A 23655-nucleotide genomic window follows, 5' to 3' on the forward strand; every position below is an offset into this window, starting at 1 on the left:
CGTTCTTTTACTCTTTCTTTCGCACGATTTAACTTGTGTTCTATTTCTTGTATCAGGTATAATATGGCTAAGTAGCTTAGTACGGGTATGCTTAGCAAAATTGGGAAAAATTATAATTTAATTAAATTTTCATATCATATCGAATAAGATATTTGATTTATATAATGAAAGAGAGGTGAAACCTGGTTTAAAAAATAAACAAGGACATGATATCGCATAACGGTAAGGACATTCGTCTTGGACGGTGAAAATATGGTGGTTGTAGAGTTTCCCCTGGTGTCTCTGCAATTTTAGTGAAATCAGTGTTTGCAAGATTTTTAAACCAGGCAACAACATGAAGAGAAAAGAGAATGAGTCTGTTAAAGTATTTGCTCTTGGTGGAGTAGGTGAAATCGGGAAAAACATGTACTGTGTTGAAATTGATTCTGAAATCTTTATCGTAGATGCAGGGTTAATGTTCCCGGGAGATGAAATGTTTGGAATTGATATCGTTATTCCTGATATTACATATTTAGTGGAAAATCAAGAGCGAGTAAAAGGTTTATTTATTACTCACGGTCATGAGGATCATACTGGTGGAATTGTGTATGTACTTCGTAAATTATCTATTCCAGTCTATGCAACGAAATTAACAGTAGGACTTATACAAGAAAAACTTGGTGAAGCGGGCATGTTAGGCCGTGTAGACTTAAAAACAATCGATTCAAATTCAACAGTAGAATTTAACACTACAACGGTGTCATTCTTCGGAACGACACATAGTATTCCGGATTCTGTTGGCGTTTGTTTCCATACATCAAAAGGTGCAGTCGTATATACGGGAGACTTTAAATTCGATCAAACTCCAATTGGAAATAGTGGAGCAGACCTTGGGAAAATGGCGCAAATCGGAAATGAAGGCGTACTTTGCTTATTATCTGATAGTACAAACGCAGAGCGCCCAGGCTATACAGGTTCAGAAAAAGAAGTTGGTGTAGAAATCTCTAAAGTGTTCTACGGCGCAGAAGGTCGTATTATCGTTGCTTCATTTGCATCGAATGTACATCGTATTCAACAAGTATTTGATGCAGCTGCTGAAACAGGGCGAAAAGTAGCGGTAGTAGGACGTAGTATGGTGAAAGTAGTAGACATTGCAAGACGTCTTGGTTATTTAGATGTTCCAGAAGGTATGGTTATTTCATTACAAGAAGTAGACAACTTCCCAGAGAAGAAGGTAGCTATTTTAACGACAGGTAGTCAAGGTGAACCGATGGCTGCTCTATCTAGAATGGCAAAACAAGCACATAAACAAATTTCAATTCGTAAAGGTGATACTGTTATCATTGCTGCTTCGCCAATTCCGGGTAATGAAATATCTGTATCAAAAATTATTGATTTGTTATTTAGAGCTGGAGCTGAAGTTGTTTATTACGGCGAACGAAAAGTTCACGTGTCAGGTCACGGTAGCCAAGAAGAATTAAAATTAATGTTAAATTTAATGAAACCAAAGTACTTTGTACCCGTACATGGTGAGTTCCGTATGCAAAAAGCACATGCATATTTAGCTGAAGATGTAGGTATTACAAGAGAAAATATCTTTATCGTAGAAAAAGGCGATGTAATTGCTTTTGGTGACGATGAAGCGAACTTAGTCGGTAAAGTACAAGCTGGTAATGTTTTAATTGATGGATTAGGTGTAGGTGACGTTGGTAATATCGTTCTTCGAGATAGAAAGATGTTATCTCAAGATGGAATACTAGTAGTTGTTGTAACGCTTGGTAAAGATGAAAAGAAAATTATCTCTGGTCCAGAAATCATTTCACGTGGTTTCGTATATGTTCGTGAATCAGAAGCGTTAATTGAACGATCTACAGAGATTGTACGTATGATTGTTGAGCAGTCAATTAAAGAATATTCAATTGAATGGTCAATGTTAAAACAAAATATTCGTGAATTATTAGGACAGTTCTTGTACGAAGAGACAAAGAGAAAACCTATGATTTTACCGATTATTATGGAAGTATAAAAAGATCACCCTTATGGGTGATCTTTTTTCTTTTTAACCCTATCGAATGAAATTTATAACTTAAGAAATAATAGTTATATACGAGTGAAAGGGGATGCGAAATGACAGAACGTGATCGATATACAAATGAAGAAAAAGAAGCTGAGCCAAAAGAAGCTGGAAAAGAGGCTTCAATAGTTGAAAAAATTCAACAACTTGGACAGACAAATGTACCACAGATGAATGAATCACGTATTCATTGTTTAACGATTATCGGACAAGTGGAAGGTCATGTTCAATTACCACCGCAAAATAAAACAACAAAATATGAGCATATCATTCCGCAAATTGTTGCGATTGAACAAAATCCGAAAATTGAAGGTTTGCTTTTAATATTAAATACGGTTGGAGGTGACGTTGAAGCTGGGCTAGCAATTTCTGAAATGGTAGCTTCACTTTCAAAACCAACAGTATCTCTAGTTTTAGGTGGGGGACATTCCATCGGTGTACCGATTGCTGTTTCTACTGACTATTCGTTTATTGCGGAAACTGCGACGATGACAATTCATCCAATTCGTTTAACAGGTCTTGTCATAGGTGTGCCACAAACATTTGAGTATTTGGATAAGATGCAAGAAAGAGTCATTCGTTTTGTGACGAAGCACTCGAAAGTAACAGAAGATCGTTTTAAAGAGCTTATGTTTGCGAAAGGAAATTTAACGCGAGATATTGGGACGAATGTAATTGGTGGGGATGCAGTAAAGTACGGTCTTATAGATGATGTCGGCGGTATTGGAAATGCAATTCGAAAATTAAACGAATTAATAGATGTTCGTGCGGAAGATAGTACAGAAGGGACAATGCTACAATGATTTTATATACAATTATGCCAGAGCAACTTGTGTATCCGGCCGATTATTCACAATGTGAAAGTCAAAAAGTTGTAAATATAAATGGTGTGGAATTAATGGTTTCTGAAGAGGAACATGGATGTTATTCTATTGTACGTGTGCTAAGTACAGACCCACTTCACTATTTAGAGTTTGAGCCCGGTCAGAAAATAACCTTTTAGCAAAAAGAAGGATTTTGTTTAGAAGCTATGGTATAATATAAAAAACAAGACGGTTGAGCAGCCATGAGTAGGCTGCTTTCTTCTGTTTATTTAGCATTTTACAAGAAGTGTAAAAATAGAAGATATAAAGACCTGAAAAATAGAGAAAACAGACATATAAATAGAGCATTTTGAGGGGAGCTTTATTTATATGTAGAACGCGAGGTGAAGAAATGGCAAAACAAAAGCAAAGAGGGACGAAGGCAAAGGCAAGACGTACGATAAAGCCAACTTTGTATTATGAAATCGTCGGTTTAACTCTTTTTGCACTTTCAATCATTACGATTTTACAGCTAGGCGTTGTAGGAAAATCGTTTGTGTTATTTTTTCGCTTCTTCTTTGGTGAGTGGTACATAATTGGGGTGTTAGGTGTAATAGCTTTATCGGTTTCCTTTGTTATAAAACGCGGATGGCCGAACCTTTTAAATAAACGATTAATTGGATTTTATTTAATTGTATTGGCGATATTAATGTTTAGTCATATTACATTATTTAACCTTCTTACAAAAGATGGAGCAGTGCAAAATACTTCTGTTATTGTGAGTACGAAAGATAACTTCTTTCTTGAAATGAAAAAGGGGCCAGATAGCGTTCATTTAGGTGGTGGTATGTTTGGTGCGCTTATGTTCGCAACATGTTACTTCTTATTTGACGAAGTAGGAGCTTATATCATTGGTATTATTCTAGTTATTCTCGGTATACTTTGTATAACAAATAAGCATATTGGAGAAGTGTTAGCTCCAGTTGGTAGAATTCTTAGAAGTCAATTTCAAGTGATGCAAGGGGATTATAAAGATTGGAGAGCCAAAAGAACGGCTGAACAAACAGAAAAGAAGAAAACAACAAGAAGCACAAGAAGCAAACGTGCTGCAGAACAAGAAGAAATTATTGAGCCGATGGAAGAAATCTCAATTGATCCTCCGATTATTTCGAATTTCACTGAGAATTATCCTGTAAATGAAGAAGAGGATAAACGAATTGAAGTAGAGCAAGAAGATTTGATTACTTCACCGTTTATTGAAGAGACTCCGCCAATTGAAGAGCCAAAGAAAAAGCGTGGAGAAAAAATTGTTGAATCGTTAGAGAGTGAAGCGCAAGCACCTCCTATGCAATTTTCCAATGTAGAAAATAAAGATTACAAGCTTCCTTCACTTGATATATTAAAATTTCCAAAGAATAAGCAAGTTACAAATGAAAATGCGGAAATTTATGAGAATGCTCGTAAATTAGAACGTACATTCCAAAGTTTCGGAGTGAAAGCGAAAGTAACAAAAGTACATAGAGGTCCTGCAGTTACAAAATATGAAGTGTATCCTGATATGGGGGTAAAGGTAAGCAAAATTGTCAGTTTAAGTGATGATTTAGCCCTTGCTTTAGCTGCCAAGGACATTCGTATTGAAGCGCCAATTCCCGGGAAATCAGCTGTAGGGATCGAAGTTCCGAACTCAGAAGTTTCGATGGTAACGCTGAGGGAAGTTCTTGATTCTAAGGCTAATAATCATCCGGAAGAGAAGTTGTTAATTGGTCTTGGTCGAGATATTACAGGTGAAGCTGTACTAGCCCGTTTAAATAAAATGCCCCATTTACTCGTAGCTGGTGCGACAGGTAGCGGGAAAAGTGTATGTATTAACGGTATTATTGTTAGTATTTTAATGCGTGCAAAACCACATGAAGTAAAATTAATGATGATTGACCCGAAAATGGTAGAGTTAAATGTATATAATGGTGTGCCTCATTTGTTAACGCCAGTTGTAACTGATCCGAAAAAAGCATCGCAAGCATTGAAAAAAGTTGTGAGTGAAATGGAACGTCGTTATGAATTGTTTGCTCATAGTGGTACACGTAACATTGAAGGATACAACGATTATATAAAAGAGCATAATAGTCAATCAGAAGCGAAACAACCCGAATTACCTTATATTGTAGTAATTGTGGACGAGTTAGCAGATTTAATGATGGTTGCTTCGTCTGATGTAGAGGATGCGATTATGCGTCTAGCGCAAATGGCTCGTGCTGCTGGTATTCATTTAATTATTGCAACGCAACGTCCGTCAGTTGATGTTATTACGGGTGTTATTAAAGCAAATATTCCATCACGTATTGCATTCGCTGTATCTTCTCAAACAGATTCTCGTACAATTCTTGACGGTGGTGGTGCAGAGAAGCTATTAGGTCGTGGAGACATGCTGTTTATACCAATTGGTGCATCGAAACCTGTACGTGTACAAGGTGCATTTTTATCAGATGATGAAGTTGAGAGAGTTGTAGAATATGTTATTGGACAGCAAAAAGCACAATATCAAGAAGATATGATTCCGCAAGATGTTCCTGATACGAAGCAGGACGTAGAAGATGAATTATATGATGAAGCGGTTCAACTTGTAGTGGAAATGCAAACAGCATCTGTTTCTATGTTACAACGTAGGTTTAGAGTAGGTTATACGCGAGCTGCTCGCCTAATTGATGCAATGGAAATGAATGGTGTAGTAGGTCCGTATGAAGGTAGTAAACCGAGAGAAGTGCTCATTAATGATGTACAAGAAAAAAGTTCTTAAAAAAAGCCTAATTGTTTTTACAATTAGGCTTTTTTATATAGTGTTTTTGTTATATACTATACTCAGCAATAAAGAAAGGGCTTACATTTAGGGGTGCTCTTTAGAATACGAATACTTTGATTATGTTTTATGTAAATGTTCGATATTTAATGCAGAAAAATGTTGGATTTTGTTGACACGTATGAGAGCAAGTGGTAAGATTACTTCGAAAAGAATCACTGCCTCATATAATCTTGGAGATAAGGTCCATAAGTTTCTACCTGGCAACCATGAATTGCTAGACTATGAGGGGAAAAGTGTGTAACAAAGGATGTAAAGGATCTTTGTGCCGAACTTTTTCTCGAAATGAGGAATGTTTATGGTGCAAAGTTTTTTTTATGCAATAAAGAGTGAAAATTTCATTAAAAAAAATTATTATTATTTATTCGACAATTACGCTTATTTTGGTGTTTAGTCATTTGTACTATGTTGTAAGTTGAAAAAAGAGAAAAGAAGTCTTACATCAGAGGTCGAATAATTGAAATGCGGGGGAGTCTTATGTCAGTAAAATCCGATAGTCGTCACCTATATCTACGGGTGATTGATCACATCAAAGAAAAAATTAAAGATGGGGCTTATAAAGAACGACAAAAGTTACCATCAGAGTTTGATTTAGCGAAAGAACTTGGCGTAAGTAGAGCGACTTTAAGGGAAGCGTTGCGTATTTTAGAAGAAGAAAATGTTGTCATTCGTAGACATGGTGTAGGGACATTTGTAAATGCAAAGCCATTATTTTCTTCTGGAATAGAACAACTTTCTAGTATTACAGATATGATTTCTAGTGTGGGGAAAACACCAGGAACAATCTTTTTATCATCATCTACTACAACTTTAACAGAAGAGGAAAAAGAGAAGTTTAATAGTGAAGATGGTTTTAATGCAGTGATGATTGAACGCGTGCGTACAGCAGATGGGGAACCTGTTGTGTATTGTATCGATAAACTTGCAAAAGAAATATTGCCAGATTTATCGGGTTACAATGAGGAATCATTATTAACGGTGATACATAATAACACACATAAGCGCATAACATATGCGGTTGCCCACATTGAGCCAATTGGCTATCACCCTAAAATCTCACCGATTTTAGAATGTGAGCCTGAAACAGCACTGCTTGTATTAAAACAAATGCACTATGATCAAAATGATGAGCCAATCTTATATTCTATCAATTACTTTAGAGCTGATAAATTTAGCTTCCACGTATTAAGAAAGCGTATGTAGGTAAATTCCTTTTTAGGGAGGTGACAGCAAGAAGTAAGGAACAGCAGCGTAAGAATAAATAAATATATATCATTTTTGGAGGGGTTTCTAGTATGAAGAAAAAAGCAGGCCTTTTATTATCATTAACATTAGCAGCAAGTACAGTTTTAGGTGCATGTGGTAACTCGGATAAGGCGAGCAGTGACAAGAAAGACACGAAAGACAATAAAGATTTCAAGGTTGGTCTCGTAACGGATGTTGGGGGCGTTGATGATAAGTCATTTAACCAATCTTCTTGGGAAGGGTTACAAAAGTTTGGTAAAGATAATGGTTTAAAAGAAAAGACAAATTATCGTTACCTTCAGTCTGAAAAAGAAGCTGATTATATTCCGAATTTAAAAAAATTCTCAAAAGATAAATATGATTTAACATTCGGAATTGGTTATAAATTAGAAGGTGCAATTAAAGAAGTAGCAAAAGAATCTTCAAAACAACAATTTGCAATCGTAGATACTGTTGTAGATGCACCGAACGTAACGAGCATTACGTTTAAAGATCATGAAGGATCATTCCTTGTAGGTGCGGTAGCAGCTATGTCAACAAAATCGAATAAAGTAGGATTTGTTGGTGGAATGAAAAGTGATTTAATTAGTAAATTTGAAAATGGATTTAAAGCTGGTGCAAAGGCAGTAAATCCAAACATTGAAATCGTATCTGAATATGCAGAAGCATTCGATAAGCCTGAAAAAGGTACAGTTCTTGCTTCAGCAATGTATGGTCAAGGCGTAGACGTAATTTATCATGCTGCTGGTGGTACAGGTAACGGTGTGTTCACAGAAGCGAAAAACCGTAAGAAAAAAGGTGAAAATGTTTGGGTAATCGGTGTTGACCGTGACCAACATCAAGAAGGTATGCCTGAAAATGTAACATTAACTTCAATGATTAAACGTGTTGATGTAGCAGTAGAAAAAGTAGCTAAAGAAGCAAAAGATGGGAATTTAAAAGGTGGGAAAATTGAAGAGTTTGGCTTAAAAGATGACGGTATTGGTATTTCAAAAACAACTGATAACGTGAAAAAAGTTAACCCTGAAATTTTAACAAAAGTAGAAGAGCTTGAAAAGAAAATTACAGCCGGTGAAATTAAAGTGCCAGCTACAGATAAAGAGTATAAAGAATACGAAGCTTCTCTAAAAAAATAAATAGAGAAATAGCAAAGGTTAGTTCATAGAACTAACCTTTGTATGTATAAAACTTCCGAATTGCTTAATAAGTTAATAGTGTAATAGGGAATGTTCCCTGTTAAAAGGAGGAACACAATGGAATACGTAATTGAGATGAATAACATTACGAAAGTATTCCCAGGCATTGTAGCGAATGATGATATTACGCTGCAAGTAAAGCAGGGTGAGATACATGCTTTACTTGGAGAAAATGGTGCAGGGAAATCCACATTGATGAATGTACTATTTGGTTTGTACCAACCAGAGCAGGGTGAAATTAAAATTAAAGGTAAACCTGTAAAAATTACAAATCCGAATATAGCAAATGACCTTGGTATTGGAATGGTCCATCAACACTTTATGCTTGTTCATAATTTTACAGTTACAGAGAATATTATTCTCGGAAATGAACCGAAGAAAAAAGGGAAAATTGCTGTTGAGGATGCTGCTAAAGAAATTCAAAAACTGTCTGAACAATACGGTTTGGCTGTAGATCCATATGCGAAAATACAGGATATTTCAGTGGGTATGCAACAGCGTGTTGAGATTTTGAAAACTCTTTACCGCGGTGCAGAAATTTTAATATTTGATGAACCGACAGCTGTGTTAACACCACAAGAAATTCATGAGCTAATTCAAATTATGAAAAAGCTTGTACAAGAAGGAAAATCTATTGTTCTTATTACACATAAGTTGAAAGAAATTATGGAAGTTTGCGATCGTTGTACGATTATTCGTAAAGGAAAAGGGATTGGAACGGTTGACGTTGCAAATACGGATGAAAATAAACTTGCAGAATTAATGGTCGGACGTCAAGTGAATTTTAAAACAGAAAAAATAGACGCGAAGCCAAAAGAAGAGGTACTTTCAATTGAAAACCTTGTTGTTCACGATGCACGTCAACTACCTGCTGTAAAAGGCCTTGACTTAACTGTTCGTGCGGGGGAAATTGTTGGGATTGCAGGGATTGATGGAAACGGACAAAGTGAATTAATAGAAGCGATTACTGGTTTACGAAAAGTTGAGTCAGGTTCTATTGCAATTAAAGGAAAAGAAATAACAAATTGGCCTGTTAGAAGAATAACAGAAGAAGGAATTGGTCATATTCCAGAAGATCGTCATAAACACGGACTCGTTCTTGATTTTTCTGTTAGAGATAATATAGTTCTTCAAACGTACTATAAAAATCCGTTTTCAAAGAAAGGGATTTTAAATTTCAGCAAAATTACAGAAAAAGCAAAGTCTCTTATTGAACAGTTTGATGTACGTACACCTAGTGAGCAAACGTTAGCACGCGCCCTATCTGGGGGTAATCAACAAAAAGCAATTATTGCACGTGAAGTAGACCGAAATCCAGATTTATTAATTGCGGCACAGCCAACACGTGGTTTAGATGTAGGAGCAATTGAATTTATTCATAAGAGATTAATAGAGCAAAGGGATAAAGGAAAAGGTGTATTACTTTTATCATTAGAGTTAGATGAAATCTTAAATGTTAGCGATCGAATTGCTGTTATTTATGAAGGGGAAATTGTAGCAATAGTTGATGCGAAAGAAACGAATGAACAACAGCTTGGATTGTTAATGGCTGGAGGAACAAAGAAGGAGCAGGTGGGTACAAATGGCTAAAAAACTTTTAACAGAACGAACGATAAATATTTTAGTCCCAGTACTATCCGTTATTTTCGGCTTACTTGTAGGAGCGATTGTAATGCTAGTTAGTGGCTATGATCCAATTGTTGGTTATAGTGCACTTTGGACAGGAATGTTCGGCAGCGCAAGTGCGATTGGTGAAACGCTCCGTACAATGATACCGCTTATTCTTGCTGGCTTATCGGTGGCGTTTGCATTTCGTACAGGTTTATTTAATATCGGGGTAGAGGGTCAATTGTTAGTTGGTTGGCTTGCGGCGGTTTGGTTCGGTTATGCAGTCTCACTACCAGCGTTCCTTCATATTCCATTATCGATTTTATTTGCCGCATTGGTGGGCGGAATTTGGGGCTTCATTCCGGGATATTTAAAAGGGAAGTTTCAAGTGAATGAAGTTATTGTAACTATTATGATGAACTATATTGCGTTGTATGTAACGTATGACATCATTAAGCGTTTCTTACATGCGGGTAATGACAAAACGTATGATATTAAAGAGAGTGCGTCACTATCTTCAGACTGGCTTGCTTCTATTACTGACGGTTCACGTCTACACTGGGGAATTATTGTAGCAATTTTAATCGCTATTTTAATGTGGTTCTTATTAGATCGAACAACTTTAGGTTACGAATTAAAGTCTGTAGGATTTAATCAGCATGCTTCTCAATATGCAGGTATGAAAGTTTCTCGTAATGTAGTATTCTCTATGACAATTGCTGGTGCATTTGCGGGGATTGGTGGAGCGATGGAAGGATTAGGGACATTTCAGAGTATGACAGCGATGTCTTCGTTTACAGGAGTAGGATTTGATGGGATTGCCGTAGCATTACTTGGAGGGAATAATCCGTTTGGTATAATCCTTTCAGCTTTATTATTTGGTGGTTTGAAAAGTGCTTCCCCTCAAATGAACTTTGAGGCAGATGTACCGTCAGAGCTTATTAATGTAATTATTGCATGTATCATCTTCTTTGTTGCATGTAGTTATGTGTTAAGATGGGCGCTTACACGCATGAGCAAGGAGGGGAAATAAATGAGCTTTTTAGATATATTAGCCATTCTTGTGACGGGTACGTTATATACATCGGCACCTATCATTTTCACAGCACTAGGTGGTGTATTTAGTGAACGATCAGGTGTTGTAAATATCGGATTAGAAGGACTAATGCTATTTGGTGCATTTATTGGAGTTGTTACAAACTTATTAATGGGTGATACTTGGGGAACGATGACTCCATGGATTGCGTTATTATTTGCGGCAATTGGTAGTGGATTATTTGCATTACTTCATGCGGTAGCTTCTATTACATTCCGAGCAGATCAAGTTGTAAGTGGTGTAGCCATTAACTTCTTATCTCTTGGTTTAACAGTATTTGCAATTAAGAAGATTTTTGATAAAGGGCAGACTGACTTTATTCAGTATCGTATTGAAAAGATTGATATTCCAGGCCTTTCGGATATTCCGGTTTTAGGGAAAATATTTTTCTCGAACGTACCAATAACGTCGTATATTGCCATTATTTTAGCATTCGTTGTTTGGTATGTTATTTATAAAACACCGTTCGGTCTTCGTCTACGTGCTGTTGGTGAACACCCAATGGCAGCGGATACGATGGGGATTAATGTATATAAAATGCGTTATATTGGAGTCTGTATTTCAGGAGTGTTTGCTGGAATCGGTGGAGCGATTTTTGCAATGTCAATTTCTAATAACTTCTCAGGGGCAACTATTACAGGACAAGGTTTCTTAGCTTTAGCTGCTATGATTTTTGGGAAGTGGAATCCACTAGGCGCATTAGGTGCAGCTCTATTCTTTGGTTTTGCGCAATCTCTAAGTGTAACGGGCGGAACAATTCCTGTATTAGATCAAATTCCAAGTGTTTTATTAACGATATTACCATATGTATTCACAATATTAGCGCTTGTTGGTTTTGTAGGTCGTTCTGAAGCTCCGAAAGCATTAGGAACTCCTTATGAAAAAGGAAAACGATAAGTATTTTATAAGTATAAAAAAGCTCGCACATTAGTGTGGGCTTTTTTACATAGAATATATTTAATACGGAATTTTACTATGTTCCTTACATATTAAAGTTTTTAGAAAGAATCATATGTAAGCATAATAAGGGAGAAAAGTTGATTTTTTATTTCTAAAAACTGTATATTGAAGAGGAATATTCCTATATACGTAAAGGAGGGCTATAAATGAAACTAATGGAACAACAACTACATGAGTTAGATGGTTTGCGCGTACATATTATTCCGACTGATAAATATAAAACGAATACCTTTGTATTTCGTTTTAAAGCGCCTTTAAATGAGGAGACGGTGACAGAGCGTGCCTTATTGCCATACGTATTGCAAAGTGCGACAGAAAAATTACCTTCTGTAATTCGTCTTCGTCAATATTTAGAAGAATTATACGGATCTTCTTTAGCGGTAGATGTAAGTAAAAAAGGGGAAGACCATATTATCTCCATTTATGTAGACATTGCAAATGAAGTTTACTTACATGATGCACCACCGTTATTTGAAAAAGCGCTTTCTATGTTGTCAGATATTGTGTTACATCCAGCAACGGAGGGCAACGGTTTCCTATCTTCTATCGTAGAAAGTGAAAAAAGAGCACTGTTACAGAGAATTGAAGCTACTTATGACGATAAAATGCGTTATGCAAACGAGCGTTTAATTGAAGAAATGTGCAAAGTAGAACCGTATCGTTTAAGTGCAAATGGAAAAAAAGAGAGTGTTATGTCTATTACAAATGAAAGTCTGTATCAATATTATCAAAAGGTGTTAGCGGAAGATGAAATGGATCTATATATTATTGGTGATATTTCAGAAAACGCCGTTGATCTTGTAAGTAAGTATTTTTCTATTTCAGCTCGTCCAGTGAGAGAAAGAAATGTACTCCTTCATAGACGAAATAATGAAGAAAAAGAAGTTGTTGAAAAACAAGAATTAAAACAAAGTAAATTACACATCGGTTATCGTACATTTGTCACATATAAAGATGAAGATTATTTTGCATTGCAATTGTTCAATGGATTGTTTGGTGGCTTTTCTCATTCGAAGTTATTCGTAAATGTGCGTGAAAAAAATAGTTTAGCGTACTATGCAGCATCGCGCTTTGAAAGTCATAAAGGTTTATTATTTGTTATGTCAGGAATTGAAGCGAAAAATTATGAAAAAGCAGTTGAGATTATTAAAGAACAAATGCTTGCGATGCAAAACGGAGAGTTTTCTGAAGAAGAAATACATCAAACAAAAAGTGTCATCCAAAATCAAATATTAGAGGCAATTGATACACCACGTGGCTTTGTAGAAATGCTATATCATGGTATTATTTCAGATCGTACACGTCCAGTTGAAGAATGGCTTACAGGTATAGAAAGTGTGACAAAAGAAGAAATTGTAAAAGTTGCTAAAAATATTGAACTAGATACAATTTACTTTTTACAAGGAACGGAGGGAGAGTAAGTGGAGAAAATTGTTTATGAGCAATTAAAAGAAACACTCTATTATGAAAAACTTCCTAATGGATTAGATGTATATGTTTTACCGAAACAAGGATTTAATAAAACATTTGCAACGTTTACGACGAAATATGGTTCTGTAGATAATACATTTGTACCATTAGGGAAAGAAGAAATGATTCGTGTGCCAGATGGGATTGCACATTTTCTTGAGCATAAATTATTTGAAAAAGAAGATCATGATGCTTTCCAATTGTTTAGTAAACAAGGAGCATCGGCAAATGCTTTTACATCCTTCACACGAACAGCTTACCTTTTTTCAGGTACTTCAAACGTAGAACAAAATTTAAATACATTGCTAAACTTCGTACAAGAGCCCTATTTCTCTGAAAAAACGGTTGAAAAAGAGAAGGGGATTATTGGGCAAGAAATTCAAATGTATCAAGATAACCCAGATTGGCGTTTGTACTTTGGGTTAATTGATAGCTTATTTGTAAAACACCCAATTAAAATTGATATTGCGGGGACAATCGAATCTATTAGTAAAATTACGAAAGATTTATTATATGAATGTTATGAAACATTTTATCATCCGAGCAATATGTTATTATTTGTTGTGGGTGCAATTGATCCAGAGAAAACAATGGATTTAGTACGTGAAAATCAAGCGAAAAAAGATTATAAAAACCAGCCAGAAATTGTGCGTTCATTTGAAGAAGAACCAAATGAGGTAAATGAAAAGAAAAAAATTATTTCAATGCCTGTGCAAACACCGAAATGTTTAGTTGGTATTAAAGCGACTAATTTAAAAGAAAAGGGGCAAGCGCTTTTAAAACAAGAAATTGCGCTTACGTTACTTTTAGATTATTTATTTGGAAAAAGTTCTGTTCATTACGAAGCTTTATATAATGAAGGACTTATTGATGATTCATTCTCGTATGACTATACAGAAGAAAATAACTTCGGTTTTGCAATGGTTGGTGGTGATACGAAACAACCTGATGCATTGGCAGATCGTTTAAAAGATATTTTATTAAAAACAGATTATGATCAATTAGATGCGGCGGCATTAGAACGAGTGAAGAAAAAGAAAATTGGTGGTTTTTTACGCTCGTTAAATTCACCAGAATATATTGCAAATCAATTTACACGATACGCGTTTAATGAATCTAGCCTATTTGATGCATTGACTGTATTAGAAGGACTAACCGTTCAAGACTTACAAGAAGTAGCGGGATTATTGTTATCAGAAGAAAAAATGAGTGTTTGTCAGGTGTTACCGAAAAAATAAAATTTTAAAGATACCCTCATCTTATCATTGAAAAATTGTAAGATGAGGGTATTATTTAGTTGTGTGAAAATTGAAGTTGTAGAGATAAGAGAGGGAATTTATGAAAAAGTATGCGTTAGTAACTGGAGGGAGCGGAGGGATTGGCTCTGCTATTTCGAAACAATTAATTCAAGATGGATATACAGTTTATGTTCATTACAATAACAGTGAAGAAAAGGTATTGGAATTGCAGAAGGCATGGGGAGAAGTTATCCCTGTTCAAGCTAATTTAGCTTCTAGTGATGGAGCAGAACGATTGTGGGGACAAATTGAACATCCTATTGATGTTATTGTATACGCAGCTGGGAAGAGTATTTTTGGACTAGTAACAGATGTAACAAACGATGAATTGGATTATATGGTAGAACTTCAAGTGAAGAACGTATATAAATTACTTTCTATGGCACTTCCGCCTATGATCGGGAGAAGAAGTGGTAATATTGTAATTGTTTCATCTATATGGGGACAAATAGGGGCTTCTTGTGAAGTACTTTATTCAATGGTAAAAGGGGCGCAAAATTCATATGTGAAAGCTTTAGCGAAAGAAGTTTCTTTAAGTGGATTACGTGTGAATGCAGTAGCACCAGGAGCAATTGAAACGGAAATGTTAAGTGTTTTTTCTGAAGAAGATAAAATGGGAATTGCTGAAGATATACCATTAGGTAGAATAGGATTACCAGAAGAAGTAGCGAAAACAGTTTCATTTCTCGTATCACCAGGAGCGTCTTACATAACTGGACAAATTATCGGAGTGAATGGCGGTTGGCACTGCTAAAAAATTCTTACATAAAAAATGAATAGTTGCACAAATTAAGGATGATTTTATTACTCAATAGTGAGGTGCTTAATTATGTCAGTATTAGATAATTTTGATCAGTGGAAGAGCTTTTTAGGAGAACGTTTAGAGCAAGCGCAAGACAAAGGTTTAGATGGCGGTGCGGTATCAGATATGGCATTTCGTGTTGGCGACTATCTTGCTAATGAAGTAGAAGGACGCAATGACCAAGAGAAATTACTAGCTGAGCTTTGGAAAGTTGCTGATGAACAGGAGCAACATACAATTGCAAATTTAATGGTTAAGTTCGTACAACATAAGTAAAAGTAGAGAGGAGATTCTCCTCTCTACTTTTTTTGTATAATAATTACACAGGATAGATTATACATTTAGCTTCCCTATTAGGGTGAAATCATATAATATAGTACGTAGGTGTAAAGTAAGCAAGGGGAGTGATCTTGGATGATTGAATGGTATTTTGAATATGAAATACATAAAAACCGACCTGGCTTGCTTGGTGACGTTTCTTCGTTAATCGGTATGCTCGGCATTAATATTGTCACAATTAATGGTGTAGATAATGCACGACGTGGGTTACTTCTTATGTGTGATAATCAAGAGCAAATCTCTAGACTTGAATCAATTTTAAATACGATGGATAACATAACGGTAACGAAATATCGTCCGCCCAAGCTAAGAGATAAGCTAGCGGTTAGGCATGGTAGGTACATACAACGAGATGCAGATGATAAGAAAACATTTCGATTTGTGCGTGATGAATTAGGCTTACTTGTAGACTTTATGGCAGAAATCATGAAAAAAGAAGGCCATAAACTAATTGGGATACGCGGAATGCCTCGTGTCGGAAAAACAGAATCCATTGTTGCTGCAAGTGTTTGTGCAAATAAAAGGTGGTTATTTGTATCATCTACTCTTATTAAGCAAACTGTTCGCAGTCAATTAATTGAAGATGAGTATAGCGATGACAATATTTTCATCCTAGATGGAATTGTGTCAACGAAGCGTGCTAACGAAAGACATTGGCAGCTCGTTCGTGAAATTATGAGATTGCCTGCAACGAAAGTTGTGGAACATCCTGATGTATTTGTGAGTCAGTCAGAATACACATTGGATGATTTTGATTATATTATCGAGTTGCGTAACGATTATGATGAAGAAATACAATATAATTTAGTAGATGAAATTGAGCAAGGTACGCAAAATAATTTCTCTATGTTTGACTTTTAAAGAAATATTGAGGTGTTAGTAGTGACGGAATTGGGACAAAAGCTGAAAGAAACAAGAGAAGCGAAAGGCTTGTCTATTGATCAGCTGCATGAGATTACAAAAATTCAAAAACGCCATTTAGTGGCAATTGAAGAAGGCAATTATGATGTATTGCCAGGAGCTTTTTATGCGCGTGCATTCATTAAACAATACGCAGATGCGGTTGGATTAAATGGAGAGGAACTGCTTGTAGAACATCAGAGTACGATACCACAATCTGAAAAGCGTGAAGTTCCACAAGTATCAACGGGACAAAAAACACAAGAAACAATGCAAAAATCTTCATCATGGCCAATTGCAGATCACATGCCGAAAATCTTAGTTGCGCTGTTAGTCATCGCAGTTGGAGTGGTAATCTGGTTTGTGTTTCAAGCGTTAACTGGAAAAGATGATGAAAAAGTTCCAAGCGCTCAAAGTGAGAAAATTGAAGTTCAAAAAGCGAAAGATTCTCCGTTAGATACGAAGAAAGATGAAGTGAAAGCGGAAGAGCCAAAAAAAGAGGAACCAAAGAAAGAAGAACCAAAGAAAGAGGAGCAACCAGCACAACCAACTGGACAGCAAGAAGTGAAAGTAGTTGGAACAACTGGAAAGGTATCTACTTTGGAAATTCATAATAATAAAACATTAGAACTGGAAATTTCAGCTAAGGGTACAAGTTATGTAGATGTTAAGGATGATGCGGGTAACGAAATTCTAAATACTACAGTACAAAGCGGTCAAACAGAGAAACGCGATGTATCAACATTAAAAGAAGTACGACTTAATATTGGAAGTGCACCGAATGTTGAAATTAAACTGAATGGCCAAGTGCTTGCTTTCCCGTTAGATCCACAAAAAGAATATCACCAAAGATTGGTGATTAAAAACCAAGGGATAGAGCAACCAGCACAATAACAGTCATCGCTTCGATGACTTTTTTTCGATGAACAAATGTTTTTGATATGATGGAGGAATAGCTGTGAATTTACCAAATAAAATTACAATATCTAGAATCTTCTTAATTCCAATTTTTATGGTAATTATGTTAGCACCCTTTGATTGGGGTTCATACAAAATTGGTGATGTTGATTTGCCAATTCAACATTTAGTGGGGGCACTTATCTTTATCATTGCTTCAGCTACAGATTGGATTGATGGACATTACGCAAGAAAGTATAATCTTGTAACGAATTTAGGGAAGTTTCTTGACCCGTTAGCTGATAAATTGCTTGTTTCGGCAGCACTTATTACATTGGTAGAGATGCAATATGTACCGGCTTGGATTGTTATTGTAATTATCAGTCGTGAGTTTGCGGTAACAGGTTTACGTCTTGTACTTGCTGGAACAGGGGAAGTAGTTGCAGCAAACCAGCTAGGAAAAATTAAGACGTGGACACAAATTATTGCAATTGCAGCATATTTATTACACGATGTACCTTTAAATTTAATCCATATTCCAGTTGCAGATATCTTCATATGGATTGCATTAATCTTTACTGTTATTTCAGGATGGGATTATTTCTGGAAAAATAGAGCTGCTTTTGTAAACTCAAAATAGAAGTTTATGGGGGAATTGGGATGAATGCTGAGATTATTGCGGTTGGAACTGAATTATTACTTGGACAAATTGCAAATACAAATGCCCAGTTTTTATCTGAAAAGTTAGCTTCAATCGGAATTAACGTGTACTATCATACTGTTGTTGGTGATAATAATAAGCGATTGCAAAAGGCGATTGAAGCTGCGGAAGAACGTGCTGATATACTTATTTTTACAGGTGGATTAGGACCAACAAAAGATGATTTAACGAAAGAAACGATAGCTGCTAGTTTAGATGAAGAGCTTGTGTATGATGAAAAGGCATTAGCCTTAATAAGTAATTACTTTAAGCGTACAGGCCGTGAATTTACGGAGAATAATAAAAAGCAAGCGCTCGTTTTAAATGGAGCAACAGTATTTGCAAATGACCACGGTATGGCGCCTGGTATGGGGGTAAATAAGAACGGAAAAGTTTATATTTTATTACCAGGGCCGCCAAAAGAAATGAAACCAATGTATGTAAGTTACGTAGAGCCTTTTTTACGTAATTTTACAACAGGAGAAAACATTTATTCTCGTGTGCTTCGTTTCTTCGGTATTGGGGAGTCCCAATTAGAGGTGAAAGTGCAAGATTTAATTGATGGACAAACAAACCCAACAATCGCCCCGTTAGCAAATGATGGAGAAGTGACATTACGTTTAACCGCTAAGCATCAAAATGTTAGCGAAGCGGAGAAATTAATTCAACATGTGGAAGATTTGATTTTAGAAAGAGTAGGAGAATTTTTCTACGGATATGACCAAGAATTTTTGCATTATAAGGCAATCGAGTTATTGAAGAGAAAAGGGTTAACTTTAGCGTGTGCAGAAAGTTTAACAGGTGGTCTTTTTGGAAATCAAGTAACTGAAAACGCTGGTGTTTCTTCTGTATTTAAAGGCGGTGTCATTTGTTATCATAATGATGTGAAGCAACATGTTTTACGTGTGCCTGAAGAAGTATTGCATACTGATGGTGCAGTTAGTAAAGAATGTGCTCGTTATCTTGCTGAAAATGTTAAGGATGTATTAAAAGCGGATATCGGAATTAGTTTCACTGGGGTAGCAGGGCCAGATGCTTCAGAACAGAAAGAACCAGGAACAGTATTTGTTGGGCTTTCGATTAAGGATGAGCCAACTGTAGTCTTTCCTCTTAATTTAAGCGGAAGTCGTCAACAAATTAGAGAACGAACAGTAAAATATGGATTTTATCATTTATATAAAAAGCTAGAAGAGATATAAGTTTCTTCTAGTTTTTTTTACGGTTAAATTTAGATATTATTTGATAGAAAATAAAAAAATCGAATGAATGTTCGATTTTTGTTGGCAAATTGAATTGAAAATAGGTATAATAAGATTAGCAATTCAGTTAAGGAGGAATTTTGAATGAGTGATCGTCAAGCAGCGTTAGATATGGCGTTAAAACAAATAGAGAAGCAATTCGGTAAAGGTTCAATTATGAAATTAGGAGAACAAGCGGAGCGTAGAGTTTCTACGGTTTCTAGTGGTTCTTTAGCACTTGATGTGGCACTAGGAGTAGGCGGATATCCACGTGGCCGTATTATCGAAATTTACGGACCTGAAAGTTCAGGTAAAACGACAGTTTCATTACATGCAATTGCAGAAGTACAACGTCAAGGTGGACAAGCGGCATTCATTGATGCGGAGCACGCAATGGATCCTGTATATGCACAAAAATTAGGCGTTAACATAGATGAATTACTATTATCACAGCCTGATACAGGGGAGCAAGGATTGGAAATCGCGGAAGCACTTGTACGAAGTGGTGCGGTTGACATTATCGTAATTGACTCTGTAGCAGCTCTTGTACCGAAAGCAGAGATTGAAGGCGACATGGGTGACTCACACGTAGGTTTACAAGCGCGTTTAATGTCACAAGCACTTCGTAAGCTTTCAGGAGCAATCAACAAATCAAAAACAATTGCAATCTTTATTAACCAAATTCGTGAAAAAGTTGGGGTTATGTTCGGAAACCCAGAAACAACTCCAGGTGGTCGTGCGTTGAAATTCTATTCAACTGTCCGTCTTGAAGTGCGTCGTGCGGAGCAATTAAAGCAAGGTAACGACATCGTTGGTAATAAAACAAAAGTAAAAGTAGTGAAAAATAAAGTAGCACCACCATTCCGTGTTGCGGAAGTTGATATTATGTACGGAGAAGGTATTTCAAGAGAAGGTGAAATCTTGGATATGGCTTCTGAGCTTGATATTGTTCAAAAGAGCGGTGCTTGGTATTCTTATAATGAAGAACGCCTAGGACAAGGTCGTGAAAATTCGAAGCAGTTCTTAAAAGAAAATACAGATTTAAGAGAAGAAATTGCCTTCTTTATTCGTGAGCATCACGGAATTAGTGAAGATTCTGGTGCTGAGGGCGCAGAAGATTCAACTCTTCTTGATTAAAAAAATAAAAGACACGGTCTCGTGTCTTTTATTTTTTTATCTACTATTAAGGAGCGTAATACTATAGATAAAAATATTTTTTGACTTCAAATGGGTTGTGTAAAGAAGGATATTTAAATATTTTAAGTAAAGAAATGGGAATTACTAAGGTTTTCCAGTATAATAGGCTCCCTACTTTTTAAATTTAGGTCACATTCAAGGCTGAAGGTAAAGAAAGTAAAAGTAGACAACGCTTGACAATGAAAATTACGATAGATACAATGAGAATGTATATTTTTTCTTATATACGATATACTCTTCTCAAGAAGAGAAGTAATATTCGGAGTAAGGTTTAAATCTTACCGAAATAATAATATGACATTTTAATTGTGAAATGAAGAAAGTCCCTTAAAAAAAGCGGGACGACGGTCTTTGCTGTATGTTGTAATTTAATGTACATGCCGACAGTCTTTTTTCATTCATAGCAAGGGGAGGTGAAATCATGAGTAGTACAGTTTGGATACTCATCTCCATTTTGCTTGCAACAACAGTCGGTGCAGTTGTTGGCTTTTTTGTTCGAAAGTCTATTGCTGAAGCGAAGATTAATGGTGCGGCTAATGAAGCGAAACGTATTCTAGACGAAGCGAATCGTGAGGCTGAAGCACTTAAGAAAGAAGCGCTTTTAGAAGCAAAGGATGAAATTCATACACTTCGTACAGAAGCTGAATTAGAAATTCGTGACCGTAGAAGCGAATTACAAAAACAAGAAAATCGTTTAATGCAAAAAGAAGAGAACCTTGATCGTAAAGACGAAACGCTCGATAAACGCGAGCAGCAGTTAGAGAAGAAAGAGGATTCTCTTGTAGCGAGACAACAACAGATTGAAGAGTTGGAAAGCAAAGTGGGAGAGTTAGTTCAAAAGCAACAAACGGAATTAGAGCGCATTTCCAATCTGACACGCGAACAAGCGAAAGCAATTATTCTTGGTAAAGTAGAAAATGAAGTTTCTCATGAAATCGCTGTTATGGTAAAAGAAAGTGAAGTTCGCGCGAAAGAAGAAGCGGATAAGAAAGCAAAAGAGATTTTATCTCTTGCAATGCAAAGATGTGCAGCTGATCATGTTGCTGAAACAACCGTTTCGGTTGTAAATCTTCCAAATGACGAAATGAAGGGACGTATTATCGGGCGTGAAGGTCGTAATATTCGTACGTTAGAAACGTTAACGGGTATTGACTTAATTATCGATGATACACCAGAGGCGGTAATCCTTTCTGGATTCGACCCAATTCGTCGTGAAACAGCTCGTATCGCTCTTGATAAACTAGTACAGGACGGACGTATTCACCCAGCGCGTATTGAAGAGATGGTCGAAAAATCAAGACGTGAAGTGGACGAGTATATTCGCGAAGTAGGAGAGCAAACAACGTTTGAAGTGGGTGTTCATGGATTACATCCAGATTTAATTAAAATTTTAGGTCGTTTAAAATACCGTACAAGTTATGGTCAAAACGTCTTAAAACACTCTATGGAAGTTGCATATTTAACTGGACTTATGGCGGCAGAGCTTGGCGAGGATGAAAAACTAGCAAGACGTGCAGGTCTATTACATGATATCGGAAAAGCGATTGACCATGAAGTAGAAGGAAGCCACGTTGAAATTGGTGTTGAACTTGCAACGAAATATAAAGAGCATCCTGTAGTTATAAACAGTATCGCATCTCACCATGGTGACACAGAACCAACTTCTATCATTGCAGTTTTAGTTGCAGCAGCAGATGCTTTATCAGCTGCAAGACCGGGAGCTCGTAGTGAAACACTTGAAAACTATATTCGTCGTCTTGAAAAGTTAGAAGAGATTTCAGAGTCTTATGAAGGCGTTGAAAAATCATTTGCAATTCAAGCAGGACGTGAAGTTCGTATTTTGGTAAAACCAGATACAATCGATGACTTAGAAGCTCATCGTTTAGCTCGTGATATCCGAAAACGTATTGAAAATGAACTGGATTACCCAGGACATATTAAAGTAACTGTTATTCGTGAAACACGTGCAGTGGAATACGCAAAATAAAGTGGTGAAACACCACTTTATTTTTTTGTGTTGGAATTGGATAAAATAAAGACAGTTAGTTATATAGCATAAAAGTGAAGCAAACTTATAATAAAGATATTATAAGGAATTTACTTGATGCTATAGCAATAAAAAATGCAGTACATAGAAAGGGTAAGACATATGAGAATATTATTTGTTGGGGATGTAGTAGGATCTCCTGGTAGAGGTATGATTCAACAATACGTACCGGCATTAAAGAAAAAATATACACCTACAGTAACAATCATTAATGGAGAAAATGCAGCAGGTGGCCGTGGGATTACAGAAAAAATATATCGAAACTTTTTAGAGTGTGGGGCGCAGGCAGTTACACTTGGAAACCACGCTTGGGATAATCGTGAAGTATTTGAATTCATCGATGATGCAAAATATCTTGCAAGACCAGCTAACTTTCCAGAAGGAACTCCAGGAAAAGGACTTATCTTTGTGAACTGTAATGGAACAGAAGTTGCAGTTATTAATTTACAAGGACGTACTTTCCTTCCTCCAATTGATTGTCCATTCCGTAAAGTGGATGAATTAATTAATATTGCGAAAAAACGTACGAATATTATATTTGTTGATTTCCATGCGGAGACTACAAGTGAAAAACAAGCGCTAGGTTGGTATGTAGATGGACGTGCTACAGCAGTAGTAGGTACGCATACGCATGTCCCTACAGCGGATAACCGTATTTTACCAAGCGGAACGGCATACATTACAGATGTTGGGATGACAGGGCCGTATGACGGAATATTAGGTATGGACAGAGAAGCAGTATTGAAGAAGTTTTTAACAAACTTACCAGTACGATTTGAAGTAACAAATGGTAGAACGCAATTAAGCGCAGTGTTAATTGATGTGGATCCAAATACAGGAAAAGCAAAGAAAATTGAACGTATTTTAATTAATGACGATCAACCGTTTTTTGAGTAAATTTCCGTTAAATTTTAGATAAGTTATTATATTTTAATTTTTTAGAAAAATTACA

20 protein-coding genes and 1 riboswitch are annotated in these 23655 nt (G+C 36.2%); all 20 genes read left to right on the forward strand.

From position 1 onward, the window contains the following. Positions 1-334: 334 nt before the first annotated feature. Positions 335-2005 (forward strand): ribonuclease J, encoded by a 1671-nt coding sequence (locus ACS2CR_RS04145; RefSeq protein ID WP_153602386.1) that lies wholly within the window; start codon positions 335-337, stop codon positions 2003-2005. A gap of 101 nt (positions 2006-2106) precedes the next feature. Then, positions 2107-2856, forward strand: coding sequence for a translocation-enhancing protein TepA (tepA, locus tag ACS2CR_RS04150; protein WP_000139806.1), 750 nt, complete (start codon positions 2107-2109; stop codon positions 2854-2856). Continuing rightward, a complete protein-coding gene (locus ACS2CR_RS04155) occupies positions 2853-3056 on the forward strand; it encodes a YlzJ-like family protein (RefSeq protein ID WP_000605020.1) in 204 nt (67 codons plus the stop codon). The genes tepA and ACS2CR_RS04155 overlap by 4 nt, the downstream gene beginning before the upstream one ends. 212 nt (positions 3057-3268) lie before the next feature. Further along, positions 3269-5650, forward strand: coding sequence for a DNA translocase FtsK (locus ACS2CR_RS04160; RefSeq protein ID WP_053512445.1), 2382 nt, complete (start codon positions 3269-3271; stop codon positions 5648-5650). Between the two features lie 203 nt (positions 5651-5853). Beyond that, a riboswitch (purine riboswitch) is annotated at positions 5854-5955 on the forward strand. A 232-nt stretch (positions 5956-6187) separates the two neighbouring features. Beyond that, the gene (locus ACS2CR_RS04165; RefSeq protein WP_000114182.1) at positions 6188-6913 is read left to right on the forward strand and encodes a GntR family transcriptional regulator; all 726 of its coding nucleotides are present in this window, start codon (positions 6188-6190) and stop codon (positions 6911-6913) included. A gap of 92 nt (positions 6914-7005) precedes the next feature. Next, positions 7006-8091: a BMP family lipoprotein gene (locus tag ACS2CR_RS04170; RefSeq protein WP_000725771.1), complete on the forward strand. Its 1086-nt coding sequence runs from the start codon at positions 7006-7008 to the stop codon at positions 8089-8091. A gap of 117 nt (positions 8092-8208) precedes the next feature. Further along, a complete protein-coding gene (locus ACS2CR_RS04175; protein WP_000456909.1) occupies positions 8209-9741 on the forward strand; it encodes an ABC transporter ATP-binding protein in 1533 nt (510 codons plus the stop codon). Beyond that, the gene (locus ACS2CR_RS04180) at positions 9734-10792 is read left to right on the forward strand and encodes an ABC transporter permease (protein WP_001085254.1); all 1059 of its coding nucleotides are present in this window, start codon (positions 9734-9736) and stop codon (positions 10790-10792) included. Before ACS2CR_RS04175 ends, ACS2CR_RS04180 begins: the two co-directional genes overlap by 8 nt. After that, positions 10793-11752 (forward strand): ABC transporter permease, encoded by a 960-nt coding sequence (locus ACS2CR_RS04185; RefSeq protein ID WP_000008857.1) that lies wholly within the window; start codon positions 10793-10795, stop codon positions 11750-11752. It begins immediately after the preceding gene. A 209-nt stretch (positions 11753-11961) separates the two neighbouring features. Further along, positions 11962-13236, forward strand: coding sequence for an EF-P 5-aminopentanol modification-associated protein YfmF (gene yfmF, locus ACS2CR_RS04190; protein ID WP_000772405.1), 1275 nt, complete (start codon positions 11962-11964; stop codon positions 13234-13236). Further along, a complete protein-coding gene (gene yfmH, locus ACS2CR_RS04195; protein WP_000411982.1) occupies positions 13237-14523 on the forward strand; it encodes an EF-P 5-aminopentanol modification-associated protein YfmH in 1287 nt (428 codons plus the stop codon). It abuts the gene before it with no gap. A 100-nt stretch (positions 14524-14623) separates the two neighbouring features. Then, positions 14624-15337 (forward strand): elongation factor P 5-aminopentanone reductase, encoded by a 714-nt coding sequence (ymfI, locus tag ACS2CR_RS04200; RefSeq protein WP_000759607.1) that lies wholly within the window; start codon positions 14624-14626, stop codon positions 15335-15337. Between the two features lie 75 nt (positions 15338-15412). After that, the gene (locus ACS2CR_RS04205) at positions 15413-15661 is read left to right on the forward strand and encodes a DUF3243 domain-containing protein (RefSeq protein WP_000114450.1); all 249 of its coding nucleotides are present in this window, start codon (positions 15413-15415) and stop codon (positions 15659-15661) included. Between the two features lie 138 nt (positions 15662-15799). Further along, positions 15800-16585 (forward strand): DUF3388 domain-containing protein, encoded by a 786-nt coding sequence (locus ACS2CR_RS04210; RefSeq protein ID WP_000574107.1) that lies wholly within the window; start codon positions 15800-15802, stop codon positions 16583-16585. Positions 16586-16606: 21 nt separating this feature from the next. Next, the gene (locus tag ACS2CR_RS04215; protein WP_000137491.1) at positions 16607-17518 is read left to right on the forward strand and encodes a helix-turn-helix domain-containing protein; all 912 of its coding nucleotides are present in this window, start codon (positions 16607-16609) and stop codon (positions 17516-17518) included. A gap of 64 nt (positions 17519-17582) precedes the next feature. Then, the gene (pgsA, locus tag ACS2CR_RS04220) at positions 17583-18161 is read left to right on the forward strand and encodes a CDP-diacylglycerol--glycerol-3-phosphate 3-phosphatidyltransferase (RefSeq protein ID WP_001052967.1); all 579 of its coding nucleotides are present in this window, start codon (positions 17583-17585) and stop codon (positions 18159-18161) included. Positions 18162-18181: 20 nt separating this feature from the next. Continuing rightward, positions 18182-19420, forward strand: coding sequence for a competence/damage-inducible protein CinA (gene cinA, locus ACS2CR_RS04225; protein ID WP_053512446.1), 1239 nt, complete (start codon positions 18182-18184; stop codon positions 19418-19420). Positions 19421-19564: 144 nt separating this feature from the next. Continuing rightward, positions 19565-20596: a recombinase RecA gene (recA, locus tag ACS2CR_RS04230; protein ID WP_001283860.1), complete on the forward strand. Its 1032-nt coding sequence runs from the start codon at positions 19565-19567 to the stop codon at positions 20594-20596. Positions 20597-21077: 481 nt separating this feature from the next. Beyond that, positions 21078-22643: a ribonuclease Y gene (rny, locus tag ACS2CR_RS04235; protein ID WP_000099769.1), complete on the forward strand. Its 1566-nt coding sequence runs from the start codon at positions 21078-21080 to the stop codon at positions 22641-22643. A gap of 162 nt (positions 22644-22805) precedes the next feature. Next, positions 22806-23600: a TIGR00282 family metallophosphoesterase gene (locus ACS2CR_RS04240; protein ID WP_001221095.1), complete on the forward strand. Its 795-nt coding sequence runs from the start codon at positions 22806-22808 to the stop codon at positions 23598-23600. Positions 23601-23655 lie beyond the last annotated feature (55 nt).

Source organism: Bacillus cereus group sp. BceL291 (assembly GCF_051776705.1).
In the GTDB taxonomy this organism is placed as follows: Bacteria; Bacillota; Bacilli; order Bacillales; family Bacillaceae_G; genus Bacillus_A; species Bacillus_A cereus.

Bases quoted from the DNA above. Each gene is read 5' to 3' on its own strand.
- ACS2CR_RS04145 (WP_153602386.1), top strand. From the start codon at position 335: ATGAAGAGAAAAGAGAATGAGTCTGTTAAAGTATTTGCTCTTGGTGGA.
- tepA (WP_000139806.1), top strand. From the start codon at position 2,107: ATGACAGAACGTGATCGATATACAAATGAAGAAAAAGAAGCTGAGCCA.
- ACS2CR_RS04155 (WP_000605020.1), top strand. From the start codon at position 2,853: ATGATTTTATATACAATTATGCCAGAGCAACTTGTGTATCCGGCCGAT.
- ACS2CR_RS04160 (WP_053512445.1), top strand. From the start codon at position 3,269: ATGGCAAAACAAAAGCAAAGAGGGACGAAGGCAAAGGCAAGACGTACG.
- ACS2CR_RS04165 (WP_000114182.1), top strand. From the start codon at position 6,188: ATGTCAGTAAAATCCGATAGTCGTCACCTATATCTACGGGTGATTGAT.
- ACS2CR_RS04170 (WP_000725771.1), top strand. From the start codon at position 7,006: ATGAAGAAAAAAGCAGGCCTTTTATTATCATTAACATTAGCAGCAAGT.
- ACS2CR_RS04175 (WP_000456909.1), top strand. From the start codon at position 8,209: ATGGAATACGTAATTGAGATGAATAACATTACGAAAGTATTCCCAGGC.
- ACS2CR_RS04180 (WP_001085254.1), top strand. From the start codon at position 9,734: ATGGCTAAAAAACTTTTAACAGAACGAACGATAAATATTTTAGTCCCA.
- ACS2CR_RS04185 (WP_000008857.1), top strand. From the start codon at position 10,793: ATGAGCTTTTTAGATATATTAGCCATTCTTGTGACGGGTACGTTATAT.
- yfmF (WP_000772405.1), top strand. From the start codon at position 11,962: ATGAAACTAATGGAACAACAACTACATGAGTTAGATGGTTTGCGCGTA.
- ymfI (WP_000759607.1), top strand. From the start codon at position 14,624: ATGAAAAAGTATGCGTTAGTAACTGGAGGGAGCGGAGGGATTGGCTCT.
- ACS2CR_RS04205 (WP_000114450.1), top strand. From the start codon at position 15,413: ATGTCAGTATTAGATAATTTTGATCAGTGGAAGAGCTTTTTAGGAGAA.
- ACS2CR_RS04210 (WP_000574107.1), top strand. From the start codon at position 15,800: ATGATTGAATGGTATTTTGAATATGAAATACATAAAAACCGACCTGGC.
- cinA (WP_053512446.1), top strand. From the start codon at position 18,182: ATGAATGCTGAGATTATTGCGGTTGGAACTGAATTATTACTTGGACAA.
- recA (WP_001283860.1), top strand. From the start codon at position 19,565: ATGAGTGATCGTCAAGCAGCGTTAGATATGGCGTTAAAACAAATAGAG.
- rny (WP_000099769.1), top strand. From the start codon at position 21,078: ATGAGTAGTACAGTTTGGATACTCATCTCCATTTTGCTTGCAACAACA.
- ACS2CR_RS04240 (WP_001221095.1), top strand. From the start codon at position 22,806: ATGAGAATATTATTTGTTGGGGATGTAGTAGGATCTCCTGGTAGAGGT.